Source organism: Moritella marina ATCC 15381 (assembly GCF_008931805.1).
Taxonomy (GTDB): domain Bacteria; phylum Pseudomonadota; class Gammaproteobacteria; order Enterobacterales; family Moritellaceae; genus Moritella; species Moritella marina.
Genome location: NZ_CP044399.1, coordinates 2,516,062 through 2,528,876, shown reverse-complemented (window position 1 = coordinate 2,528,876; position 12,815 = coordinate 2,516,062). Strand labels below are relative to the sequence as shown.

The 12,815-nt window shown below is 40.8% G+C and carries 11 protein-coding genes and 1 tRNA gene; 8 read left to right on the top strand and 4 right to left on the bottom strand.

Going from position 1 to position 12,815, the window contains the following annotated elements; genetic code table 11:
• Positions 1-207: 207 nt before the first annotated feature.
• Positions 208-298 (top strand) — tRNA-Ser (locus FR932_RS11335).
• 97 nt (positions 299-395) lie between these two features.
• Here FR932_RS11335 and FR932_RS11330 read toward each other — a convergent pair.
• Entirely contained in the window at positions 396-1,289 is an 894-nt protein-coding gene (locus FR932_RS11330) for an AraC family transcriptional regulator (RefSeq protein ID WP_019442718.1), read from the bottom strand.
• Positions 1,290-1,502: 213 nt separating this feature from the next.
• Here FR932_RS11330 and FR932_RS11325 point away from each other — a divergent pair, with 213 nt between their 5' ends.
• Together FR932_RS11325 and FR932_RS11320 are read left to right on the top strand one after the other, a co-directional pair.
• The gene (locus tag FR932_RS11325) at positions 1,503-2,657 is read left to right on the top strand and encodes an aminotransferase-like domain-containing protein (protein WP_019442717.1); all 1,155 of its coding nucleotides are present in this window, start codon (positions 1,503-1,505) and stop codon (positions 2,655-2,657) included.
• A gap of 138 nt (positions 2,658-2,795) precedes the next feature.
• Positions 2,796-3,932, top strand: a complete 1,137-nt coding sequence (locus FR932_RS11320; RefSeq protein WP_019442716.1) for a conjugal transfer protein TraF — start codon at positions 2,796-2,798, stop codon at positions 3,930-3,932.
• A gap of 147 nt (positions 3,933-4,079) precedes the next feature.
• On the opposite strand, the gene yegD is transcribed toward FR932_RS11320, so the two are convergent.
• Both yegD and FR932_RS11310 read right to left on the bottom strand, forming a co-directional pair.
• Positions 4,080-5,432, bottom strand: coding sequence for a molecular chaperone (gene yegD / locus FR932_RS11315; RefSeq protein ID WP_019442715.1), 1,353 nt, complete (start codon positions 5,430-5,432; stop codon positions 4,080-4,082).
• 211 nt (positions 5,433-5,643) lie between these two features.
• Positions 5,644-7,356, bottom strand: a complete 1,713-nt coding sequence (locus FR932_RS11310; protein ID WP_019442714.1) for a formate--tetrahydrofolate ligase — start codon at positions 7,354-7,356, stop codon at positions 5,644-5,646.
• Between the two features lie 264 nt (positions 7,357-7,620).
• Between FR932_RS11310 and FR932_RS11305 the strand changes: the two genes are divergently transcribed.
• The 5 genes from FR932_RS11305 to FR932_RS11285 all read left to right on the top strand — a co-directional run bounded on the left by FR932_RS11305 (position 7,621) and on the right by FR932_RS11285 (position 11,700).
• Positions 7,621-8,472 (top strand): alpha/beta hydrolase family protein, encoded by an 852-nt coding sequence (locus FR932_RS11305; protein WP_019442713.1) that lies wholly within the window; start codon positions 7,621-7,623, stop codon positions 8,470-8,472.
• 163 nt (positions 8,473-8,635) lie between these two features.
• Positions 8,636-9,532, top strand: coding sequence for a DMT family transporter (locus tag FR932_RS11300; RefSeq protein ID WP_019442712.1), 897 nt, complete (start codon positions 8,636-8,638; stop codon positions 9,530-9,532).
• A gap of 79 nt (positions 9,533-9,611) precedes the next feature.
• Complete coding sequence (locus tag FR932_RS11295) at positions 9,612-10,850, top strand: esterase/lipase family protein (RefSeq protein ID WP_019442711.1); 1,239 nt, start codon at positions 9,612-9,614, stop codon at positions 10,848-10,850.
• A gap of 122 nt (positions 10,851-10,972) precedes the next feature.
• Positions 10,973-11,440: a YehS family protein gene (locus FR932_RS11290; protein ID WP_019442710.1), complete on the top strand. Its 468-nt coding sequence runs from the start codon at positions 10,973-10,975 to the stop codon at positions 11,438-11,440.
• A 14-nt stretch (positions 11,441-11,454) separates the two neighbouring features.
• Positions 11,455-11,700: a DUF2986 domain-containing protein gene (locus tag FR932_RS11285; protein WP_019442709.1), complete on the top strand. Its 246-nt coding sequence runs from the start codon at positions 11,455-11,457 to the stop codon at positions 11,698-11,700.
• Positions 11,701-11,797: 97 nt separating this feature from the next.
• On the opposite strand, the gene FR932_RS11280 is transcribed toward FR932_RS11285, so the two are convergent.
• The gene (locus FR932_RS11280) at positions 11,798-12,748 is read right to left on the bottom strand and encodes a GGDEF domain-containing protein (protein ID WP_019442708.1); all 951 of its coding nucleotides are present in this window, start codon (positions 12,746-12,748) and stop codon (positions 11,798-11,800) included.
• Positions 12,749-12,815 lie beyond the last annotated feature (67 nt).

The following is a 12,815-nucleotide window of genomic DNA, read 5'->3' as shown; positions in this document are numbered from 1 at the left end:
TCTTATTTCTAGTCGAGCTTTGTGTTGAGTGATAAGCCATGACTACAGCCGTGTATTCGATCCCCTACCATTATTGCTATATTGACAGTGGTGCGCTGTGTTTTTATACGATTGGCTGAATATTTAACTGGCAGCAATGTATTTTAGATTTATTCTGTGAGCTGTGTTTACAAGCAACCATGTTTACCCTATTATTCATCTCGCTGCGGAGGGGTGGCAGAGTGGCCGAATGCACTGGTCTTGAAAACCAGCAGGGGTTAATAGCTCCTCGAGAGTTCAAATCTCTCCTCCTCCGCCATTATTTAGAGAAGCCGGAACTTATTCATTTAGGTTCCGGCTTTTTGCTATCTAGCGTTTCATCCCTATTCTCAACAAATTTGTCCTAAAACGTCCCACTAAAAGAAAGTCGATACAGGTAAGCAAAACTGTAATTCGAACTGTTCATCATCGTCTAAAAAATGATTCTTTTGGTAATGCACATAAGCGGGTGTCGATTGCATCTTAAAGCCTGATGAGGGTAACCATTGCTCAATGATCTTACTTAAATACGGCAGTAACTCACCATATTTTCCCGAAAGTTTAAACACCGCATGTAAACCACCGGGGATCACCATACTATTCACGGTACCACGGCGTAACAAGGGGTTGTCTATCGCTAAACAAGCCACATAACGGCACTGTTCTAAACCGACAAACGCAGGGTTAGACTGATGCAAGCCAAATTGTTGCTGATAGCTTCTACCTTCTACATTCGCCCACGCCATGAGTGTTTGCCAAGCAAGACGAATAGAACGACCGTACCCTTGATGGCGCACATAAGCTACATGCCTTTCTGGTAATTCAATCAGTTGTACTCGGGGTAATATTCGACTTTGAATGCGTGAATAAGCCGCTGCAATTTCTGGATCGCGTAAATAAGGTGGTGTGTTGGTGGCTAAATCTTTACTGCGCCATTCACCAGGAGACATGGCAAAAGTGGCTTTAAATGCACGGCTAAAAGAAGATACTGAGGCAAAGCCTGATTTAGTGGCGACAGTGACAACAGAACTACGGGTATCAAACATTAACTGATTAGCCGCAAATTCTAGTCGGCTACGGCGGATGTACTGATGTACTGACTCACCGACAACATTTTTAAACACCCGATGGAAGTGTTGTTCTGAATAAGCGGCAATCTCTGCGAGCTGCTTTGCGGGCAGTTCTGCACTGATATCACTATGAATAAAGTTGAGTACATCATTGATTCGTGATGTTTGCTGATTTGAAGAAAGGTTCAAAATCGCTGCCATAGGTCTAGTGATCTTATAAAAGCATAAATGGACATCTATAAGCGCATAAATGGACATGCTATGTCAAATTTTTATCCGTAGTATTGATGAAAGTCGTCTTTTGTTCATGCTTTTTTTATTAGCTTAAACAGGTAAGTTAACTAATAAACTATAAAGTAGCAGCTAAGTTAGATGTTAACACCAATAAAACAAAAATAACCAGAGAGATAAACTATGCAGTTAGCGAAATCATTGCAGGCAATTAAACCATCTTATATCCGAGAAATTTTGAGTGTCGCTAACTCGGCAGATGTCATCTCATTAGCGGGGGGATTACCAGATGGTGATCACTTTCCATTAGCGCTAATGGAACAGAGTATTCTGCAATTGAGTTCCCGTGCAGAATTATTCCAATACGGCAATACGGCTGGTTATGCTCCGTTATTGGCTTATTTCCACGAATGTTATCAATTATCTGATGCACAAGATGCATTAGTGTGTACCGGTTCGCAGCAAGGCTTAGATTTGATTGCCCGTGCCTTTTTAGATGCGGGTGACAAAGTGGTGATGGAAGCGCCGAGTTATCTAGGTGCTTTACAGGTATTTGGATTAGCACAGGCTAGCATTGAAAGTATTCAGCAGCGTGAAGACGGCCCTGATTTACAAGAGTTAGAACAATGTTTTGCGAATAAAACCATTAAGATGTTTTACGCGGTACCGGATTTTCATAATCCGACCGGGGTATGTTGGTCGCTTGACGTTCGTAAAAAAGTAGCGCAGCTATGTCAGCAGTATAATGTCGCGCTGATTGAAGATGCCCCTTACCGTGAATTACGTTTTTCAGGTACTGAGTTACCTTTGGTATCGAGTTTTTGTCCTGAGCATGCAATTGTACTGCGTTCATATTCTAAGATCGCGACACCGGGTATTCGTTTAGGGTTAGCGAGTGGCCCTAAAGCATGGATTTCGGCACTAGAGCGAGTTAAACAGGGCGCTGATTTACATTCGAGCCAACCGATGCAAGCAGTGTTATTAGATCTATTACAACATGCCGATTTTCCAAAACATTTAGATGGACTACGTCAATTATACCGCCAGCGTTATCAATATTTAGCAGATTTATTAACCGCACAATTACCAGCTAATTGCCAGTTTGAATCAGTTGAAGGCGGCATGTTCATTTGGCTGTCGCTACCAGTTGGTTGTCATGTGGATAGATTAGCTAAAGATATGCTTGAAGTCGGTGTTGCTGTTGTACCTAGTTCGGTATTTTATCAATCAGCAGAGGGAACAAAACCGGCATTTAGATTAAACTTTACCAATGCTTGTGACTCCGATCTCGCATTAGCAGTTAGCCGTTTAGTACAAGTATTGGCAAGTGTGAAATAGTGATCTTAGTACTATAGTATTAATTAATTTTTGATATTTTGATAAAAATTTGAACTAAAGCATTAATGCTAGTGTCGTTGGTTCCTTTCTAGGGCTACAATCGCGTTACTTTCAAATTATAAGGACACGGTTGTCATCATGTCAAAAAATGGAATTTCAATTGGCCTCGCATTAGCCTTTACATCTTTAACATCATCGGCAGCAAGTTATGCACCTGATGGGCGTTCAAATGCAATGGGTAATATCGGTGTTGCGACTGCAGACTATTTAGTTGCTCCGCTTTATAACCCGGCATTACTTGCCGTGTTTCATGAATCTGATGATGTCGGTATTTTATTACCTGCTATTGGCGTGAATGCAAAGGATGCAGATAGTTCATTAGAAACGATCAATGATTTACAAGATACTATTGAAAATTATGAAAATAGCGGTTCTAATTCCGCTGATTTAGAGCGTGATATTAATAATTATCTAGATGATTTGGACGGTAATGCCCCTGTTAATGTCACTGCTGGTGTTGCATTTGCAATTGCAATTCCTAGTAATAACGTATCAGTTAGCATATATGGTCGTGGCTATGTTGAAGCTATTTCTAGTATAGATGTATATACGTCTAGCGATACAACTGAGCGTTATGAAAAATCAACTGTGGAAGTAACTGGTTTCGGTTATTCTGAATTTGGTATTGCACTCGCTAAACAGTATACAATATACGGTGAATCGTTCTCGTTCGGCGTTACACCTAAATATCAAATTTTACAGACGTATTCAGACCTGACTAGTGTTAATGATTTCGATCTTGAATTAGAAGATGCGGATTCAGAAGTAACTGCGTTTAACTTCGATTTAGGTGCGGTATGGATGAAGAACGATCTCCGCGTTGCATTAGCGGTAAAAGACGTTTTAGCACAAGAGATCAAGACAACAACGCTTGGTCAGATTTACACTTACGAGATGAACCCGCAAGCAACGTTAGGCTTGGCGTATGCAGTGGAGTATTTTACGTTCGGTGTTGATGTTGATTTGACAGAACAAACGCGTTACGTTGAATTGGAAGATAATACGCAGTTCGCACGTGTCGGTGTTGAATTTAATGCATGGCACTGGGCACAATTACGGGCTGGTTTCGAACATGATATGCAAGGCACCATGGAAGACTCATTAACGGCTGGTATTGGTATTAGCCCATTCGGCACGTTAAACCTTGATGTTGCAGGTTCTTACGGCAGCGATAATCAAGTCGGTGCGTCAGCGAGCTTAAGCTTTACATTCTAGCTGGTTTATATACCCCTTAAACCTTGAATAAAAGAAGGGCTGTACTATATATCATATAAGACAGCCCTTTTTGTTACCTAGCATTTCGATTTAACGATTCATTAATAGCCTCTAAGTTGATAAACTTAAGCTAATTAAACCTATTGATTAAGAGAAAAGCTTCTCAGCCCAACGGGTTAAACCTTTGGTTACACTGCCAAAGTGATCACCAATAATGATTTCACTGTTAGGGTAATGCTGTTGAATATATTGGAAAATGATTGGCGACTTAGCCGTACCACCTGTCACAAAGATCACATCCGGTGTTGTTTGTGCGAGCGTGATGGTTTCATCCATTAACGCTTTAATTTTTGCTAGCTGTGGTGCATTCGCTATTTCTAACGCTTGGCGATCTAACGGTAAGGTTAGAGCGCTTTCAACAAAGCTTAAATCTGCGATTGTACTGCTATCTTGTGAAAGTTGCTTTTTCATCTGCTCTGCAAGATTAACTACTTGATAAGTTTGCTTTTGTTGCTGTACATTCAGTAAGCGTGCAATCAATTCTTTTTGCTCGGCGTTTTTATATAAATCTTTTAATGCAATCAGACTGCGTTGGCTATAAAAGTCTGTTTGACTGCCAATGTCATTAATGGCTACTGCATCCCAGAATGGTTTTACTGGCATAGGTAAGCCATTGACGAGGTCTGAACCGAGACCAAATAATGGCATTAATGATTTTTGGGCAAAATGAATATCAAAATCATTACCACCAATACGTTCGCCTGAATACCCCAATACATGTTGAAAACGATCGCTCAGACCGTAATTTTCCGGTCCCATCTTGAGTAATGAGCAATCCGTCGTACCACCACCTATATCGACCACAAGCACGGTCTTTTCTTTCGTTAGACTTTGTTCGTAATTAAAGCCAGCAGCAAGCGGTTCATACAGAAATTCAATATCTTTAAAGCCAGCACGTTGCGCTGCTGTCGTTAACAGGGATAAGGCTTGTTTGTTACTTTCTTCGCCTCTAATACCCTGGAAGTTGACCGGTTTACCCATGACAACTTGGGTTATTTGCTTGTCTAATTGCGATTCTGCTTTATTTTTAATATTGCAGATCATCGCAGTGACTACATCTTCCATTAGTGCGAGTTGCGTTTGACTTAAACTCGTCGCGCCTAAAAATGATTTTGGCGACTTGATGTAATAACCTTCTTCAGGGTCTTCTAAATAAGTATCAAGGGCTTCTTGGCCGAAGAAAAGTTGATCTTCATAGCCTTCATGAATGAGGTTGCTACCCGCTTGAATTGGTCCGCGACGTAATTGCAGATAGTTAGGTTTTGCTACTGAGTCAGGTAAGTTGCGTGCGACCCAGTTCGGGATCATATTACGATGCGAAGCATATAATGTAGATGCGAGATAAGAGCTGCCCTGGCCAAGAGAAACCAGTTCAGGATTAGCATTGTTAACATACCCAACAGCACAGTTAGAAGTACCGTAGTCAAAACCGACAAACATAATTTATTCCAATAAAATCACACAAGCCGCGCATTGTACACTGCTGGGAAGAGCGAAACCAGATTGAAATGAACCCCTGTTTATGTTTTGTTAAAACTTGCTCGCTTATCACTGCCTATTGGTTATAACTACTACACTCTTACGCAGTAAAGGTAGCTAAACCGCGCAGTAGAAATAACTAAAATAGCATAGTCAGGATAAGCGGCTTACATTAATCTAAGCCAATAATATGGCCGGCATCGTCAATATCAATATTAAGATAATTAGGCTTGATATTCAGTCCGGGCATCGTCATGACTTTCCCTGCAAGCGCAGTAATAAAACCTGCGCCAGCATTCAATCTCAACTCGGTAACGGGCAATTCAAAATCACCAGGTATGCCTTTAATGCTAGGATCATGGCTGATAGACATCGGCGTTTTAGCTATACACAGTGGTAAGTGAGAGAACCCAAGCGCCTCAAATCGCTGCATTTGCTGAGTTGCTTGTGCCGTTAGTGTGACGTTATTAGCGCCATAGCCACTTTCAGCAATGGTGAGCAGCTTACTGATGATTGTCGTATTTACATCATAGAGAAATTTAAAGTTGCTGGTTTGCTCTGTAGCGGCTGCGACTGTCTTAGCGAGCTGCTCCGCGCCACTGGCACCTTGGGCAAATGACTGGCTTATTTCACAACCAAATGCAGCTGTTTTAGTTACTGCATGTTGTAACCAATCGAGTTCTGCTTGGCTGTCTGTAGGGAAGTGGTTGATAGCGACGACAACAGGTACGCCATATTTAGCCACATTATTGATATGCCAATTTAAGTTACTAAACCCTGCTTGTAGTCTGTCCATATCAGGTTTATTTATATCGAGATCACTCGCTATACCACTATTAGCCTTAAGCGCTTTTAGCGTCACGACGAGCACTGCGGCATCGGGTGCTTTATCTGACTCTCTCACTTTAATATTACAGAATTTTTCAAATCCCATATCTGAACCAAAACCAGCTTCGGTCACGACAAAATCGGCCAGTTTTAGCGCGATCTTATCGGCAATAATAGAGGAGTTACCGTGGGCTATATTGGCAAATGGACCTGCGTGAATAAGGCAAGGTTGGCCGTTAATGGTCTGCATTAATGTCGGTTTAATTGCTTCGACCATAATAGCGGTCATTGCCCCTGCAACACCAAGGTCTTCTGCGGTAATCGGGTTGGCTGAAGTATCAAGCGCAAGCACAAGGCGACCAATACGTTTTCGCATGTCGGTTAAATCATGGCTTAACGCTAAGATAGCCATTAATTCTGAGGCTGCTGTGATATCAAAGCCTGAATCATGTACTGGCCCGTTTATAGCGCCAAGACCAACGGTTATATGGCGCAAACTACGTTCGTTATGATCGATAACTCGACGCCAAAGGAGTTGTTGCGGGTCTATATTAAGCGCTGTTTGCTCGGACTGGCGAGTAAATTCAGCTGCGCTTAATCGAGTTTCATGAAATAGACGAGCATCTAGCGCCGCTGCTGCTAGGTTGTGAGCACTGCTAACGGCGTGAATATCACCTGTTAGGTGTAAATTCATTTCTTGCATCGGGATCACTTGCGCGTAACCACCGCCAGCGGCACCGCCCTTGACGCCAAATACAGGCCCCATACTAGGTTGGCGAATACAAGCACATGACTTTTTACCTATGTGCGCAAGTCCCTGTGTTAGGCCAATAGTCGTTACCGTTTTACCTTCACCGTGGGGCGTCGGCGTAACTGCTGTGACGATGATTAATTTACCTTGCTGTTTTGCTACTAAGCGCTTTAGTAAAGCTGGGTCTACTTTGGCTTTTGCATCTCCGAATGATGTCAGCTCATGAGAAAGGATACCGAGTTTATTCGCTATATCAGAGATAAGCTGAGGGCTTGCTTGATTTGAAATTTCAATATCTGAGAGCATCATATATTCCTAACAGGTTTATTTAAAGGCTTTATCTTAAGAGGCATACTGTATTAGGCACATTGTTTAGTGGGCATAGTAAGGTAAAACATGACAGATAAGAAGATGTTCGTATTGTGTTATCGCCATTTTCGAACCTAGGTCAATAAAATCTACAATAGCTTTGTCATTACAGCCAATGCTAAACCAAACACGCTTTGCTTAAATAAGTTTTATAACAATGTACCTTACTTAAAATTATGTTGCAGTTAATGGATTAATATCATGATAAATAAAGTAGAAATTGAAACCGCGGATGGTTATCAACTTATCGGCAGTGAATTTAAACCAGCGTGCAGTAATGGGCGCGTGGTCATTATAAATGGTGCGACAGGGGTGTTGCGTAAGTATTATCAACCCTATGCTGAATTTTTATGCCAGCAAGGCTTTACCATTCTCACCTATGACTATCGTGGTATTGGCGACAGTAAACAAGCGAGTGTGAATGCCAAACCTGCCAGCATGATACATTGGGGACAATTGGATATGGACGCGGTGCTGACATGGACACAAAACCATTATTCCGAAATGAAAATTGCCGGTGTTGGCCATTCTATCGGTGGGCAACTACTGGGCATGACACCAAATAACAATCGTTATACATCATTTCTTAATATTGCTGCACAGCAAATTCATTGGAAAAACTGGGAACGTAAAGACCAGCCATTATCTGTATTGTTTTTTTATTGTGTCTTACCATTATTTTTCAGTGCTAATAAGGGCTTACCAAAGTGGGTTCTTGGGGCGGAGTATTTACCCAAACAAGTGATCCGCGATTGGAGTCGCTTTGGCCGCAAGCCTTTCTATACAGATGAGCAAGGTAATGAGTTACATGATGGCTATCACCGCTATACTGGTAATATGCGTTTTTATGCTATGGCAGATGACAATCGATTTGCACCACCGAGCTGCGTTAAAGCACTGCAGTTGCATTTTAAAAATGCACCGTCTGATATGATCGTCGTCGACCCGAAAAAAGTGGGGATGAGATCGATAGATCATTTTGGGTTCTTTAAACGTTCAATGTCTGAATCCGTATGGCAAGACACGTCAAATTGGTTAGCTTCATCTTCGTAGCTATATTTTAAGTTAGTAGCGATGCCTTAAATTATTTTTGATCAAACAAAAACTAATTTTAACTCGAAAATTTTTACACTGCGAAGTTCCGAGTGAAATAATGTTGTTTGCGTGCTAATCTTGCCGAAAAATACCACTCATATTTAAAAAGTAAGGCCTTGGCTTGGCACAATCAAACATAAAATTTCACCTTCTCGTGATACTTGCGACTACCTTAGTGGCGGGTTCATTTTTAGCATCTGCAAATCTAGCAGGGCTAATAAACCCATTTTCTTTAACCTTACTGCGCTTTACTGGTGCGGTAAGTGTGTTATTACCGTTTATATTATTTACCAAAAAATGGCGTAACAAGGTATTAAGAACCTTGCCGCGTTCGATGGTGATTAGTCTATTTTATTCGCTGTTTTTTATCTGTCAGTTTGAAGCTCTGAAAATAACCACGACCTTGAATACTGGTACCTTATATACCTTGGTACCATTTATTACTGCTGTGTTATGTGTATTGGTGTTTAAAGACAAGATTAAAGCAAAACAGTTAATGATTTACCTGCTTGGTGCCTTAGGTACTTGTTGGGTTATTTTTGGTGGCGACTTATCCCGATTACTGGATTTCTCACTTAATAATGGTGATTTATTGTTTATCGCAGGCTGTTTATCTATGTGCTGCTATTCAATTTCAATGAAACGTCTATACCGTGGTGACGAATTGATCGTCATGGTGTTTAGCACGTTACTCGGCGGCTGTATTTGGATGGGATTAGCGCTGTTGGTATCAGGTTTACCGCTCGAGTGGCATTTGATCCAAGGTGAATCGATATTCTATATGGCGTATTTAGTGATTGGTGCGACGCTCATGACGGTGTACCTATACCAAAAGACGACGGTTGCGTTGGGACCGACTCGGGTGATGGCTTATATTTATATGAACCCTGCAGTTGTAGCTTTGTTGTCACTGCTCGTTAACGGTCAAAGTATCAATATGCAAGTTGTTCCAGGTATTCTATTGTCAGCCTCTGCTACCTTTTTATTACAACGACAAGCAAACGCGACTAAAACCTAGATTGCGCATTCAAGTATTTAGCGTTACAACAGTGTCATGATTTTAATTCGTTGTTAACGCTAAATATAAAAGGTGCTATATGTTTAACACCCGCAGAAAATCAAAAAGTTTAGAAATTAAACTGTCTCATACCGATCGTGCCAATGATATTCGTGGTGTTAATCAACTCGCAGTAGATGCTGTGACGGGGTTAACGGATATTGTTGAAGCACTGCATTACACCATTTTAAGCCTTGGCCTTAATGACAAAGATACGCCGACAAAGACACGTGGTGTGACAGGCTTTGTCTATCGCAATATTCGTAGTATTACTGCATTCGTGGGTGATAAAGTGGATCTTTCTTTATCACAGTTTGGCTCGGCTTTAGGCCAGCATGAATCATCACTCAAACGTGAAGTAGCCATTTCAATGCTTAATGGTGTTCTGGGCGATTATCTACTTGAACGTCAAAATCCGCTTGCTGTGATCATGCAATTACGCCGAGACGGTGTCGCATTAACAGATGTTGCATTACGTAATCTGATCGAAAAGTCTGATGGCAAGATATTGTTGATGGTACACGGCTTATGCATGAACGATCTGCAGTGGCAAGTTGATGAACACGATCATGGTATTGAGTTAGCACGTGATCTTGGTTATGAACCGATTTATTTACATTATAATACCGGTCGTCATATTTCTGAGAATGGCCGTGATTTAGCCGCCCTCCTTGAGTATTTAATGACTATATCACCGCAACCACTAACGCTTTCTATTCTGGCACACAGTATGGGCGGATTAGTTTCGCGGAGTGCTTTTCATTATGGTGAAAAAGCAGGGCATACTTGGTTGCAGCAAGTGCATAAAATGGTCTTTTTAGGGACGCCGCATCATGGCGCTGCGCTTGAAAAAGGCGGTAATATGATTGACATATTACTGGGCTCAAATCCATTTAGCTTACCGTTTGCTAAGTTAGGGCAAATCCGTAGCGCTGGTATTACTGATTTACGTTATGGGTCGATTATTGATGAACATTGGCAAGGTAAAGATCGTTTTAGTTATAACGCTGACGATCGTGGATCGCTGGCGTTACCTAATGGTGTACACTGTTACACCGTTGCGGCAGTGAAAAGTAAGCAATCAACAGTCGTTGGTGATGGTTTAATTGGCGATGGCTTAGTGAATGTTGATAGTGCACTTGGTCGTCATAATGATGATTTACTGCATCTGACTTTCCCTGAGCAACATCAATGGGTTGGTCGCGATATGAATCACATGGATCTACTTTATCATCCTGATGTATATAGTAAAATAAGACATTGGTTATTAGATAAGTAGATTTGGAGTCAGTATATAGCGTCACTAGCCTGTTATCAGCTATCGGTTATCTGCTATACTGTGCGCCATAACTTAAATTGTGAGTCATAATGACATCACGCTAGCCTTATTAGGACTAATTAATGACCAATAATGATATTATACGCCGTATTCGCTACACTTTTAATTTCAGTGACGACAAGATGATTAGCTTGTTTAAACAAGCTGAAGCAGATGTTACACGTGGCGAAATCAGCGATTGGTTAAAGAAAGATGAAGATCCTGAATGTGTGCGTCTTAATGATACCAAGATGGCTACTTTTTTAAATGGTCTAATTAACGCAAATCGCGGTAAAAAAGACGGACCACAACCTGAACCTGAGCATGCGATCAATAACAACATTATTTTACGTAAGTTAAAGATTGCGTTAGATCTTAAGAATGAAGACGTTCTTGAATTATTAGAAATTGCTGGATTCCGTTTAGGTAAGCATGAACTAAGCGCATTTTTCCGTAAACCTGATCACAAACACTTCCGTGAATGTAAAGATCAAGTTTTACGTAACTTCCTTGCAGGCCTGCAAATAAAACATCGTCCAGAAGACAAGTAATAAGATCAAATATAATGAACAGAAAGAAAAAAGTTGTTTCAACATTAAAGAAAAAAGCTAAAAAAGCGAATGCTAAATTAGCACCAAGCTCTAATAAGCCACGTTATATCTCTAAAGCTGAACGTGAAAAAATAGCATTAGAGGCAGAGCTTATTTTACAAGAAAATGTTTTACAAGAGCGTGTTTTACAAGAGAGTGTTCAGCAAGAAAGCGTTCAGGAAGAACTAAGTGTTGAAAAAGATCAAGCTACAGCAAAATAGCTAGCTAAAATGTAAAGTAACAAATATAAAAAAGGTATAGCGACGCTATACCTTTTTCGTTTCAAGAGATAACTTAATTACATCGTTATATCATCGCTTATAAAATCGAGTACTGATTACGACCACTCTCTTTACTCTTATACAATGCACTGTCCGCATTTTTCGTCCAATGATCAACCGACTCTACATCCGCTTTAAACTCAGCTATACCAATCGATATTGTCACTTGGATGACATTACCATCATCTAATACCAGCGTGCTTTCAATAGCCTTACGCAGACGCTCAGCTAATATAACCGCACAACTGGCCGTGGTATTCGTCAAGCAGATAGCAAACTCCTCACCACCGTATCGTGCTGAAAAATCGGTTTCTCTGACACTTTCTCGGATCACCCTTGATACTTCCGAAATAACCTTATCACCCGCAACATGGCCATAAGTATCATTGACCTTTTTGAAGTGATCAATATCAAGCATCATTAATGTTGAGATTTGTTCGTAGCGTTTAACACGCTTAAACTCACTATCAATAAGGGTATTCCAGTGATGGCGGTTAGCAAGCTGTGTTAGTGCATCCGTTTGACTTAAATGTGCTAATTTTTCATTGGCTTTATCAAGTTGTAAGCGGTTAATGGCAATATCGGTTACATCATAAATAATTAAACTGACGTGAGTGACTTCACCGGTGAGCGATGCTAATGGTATAATTGTCATGTTCTGAAACATAAATTCAGAGATACCAGTAACAGGACGATAGTTATTAAAACGGAAGATATAAGGACGTTGTTCCCAACTGGTAAAAGCGTTATTTTTGAGTAAAAAAACCGAATCAATCTTACTGCGTAACCAAGCTTCAGGCAGTTCTGGAAAGTGTGAGAATAGCGGTGTGTCTTGCATATCTTTTGCACTGACCCCACTGTGGTTACTCATAAAGTCGTTCCAAAGCTGAACTTTTAAGTCTTTATCTAATACCACCAGGCCAGCATCAATGGTTTGTACCATATTCATGATCCAATGAAACTCACTCAATGAACTTTGATTATCCATGTTAACAATTCCTTGAAACGGCCTGCTTGTTTGACCGCTTTGTATGTAAATAAGTCATCAAGATAAA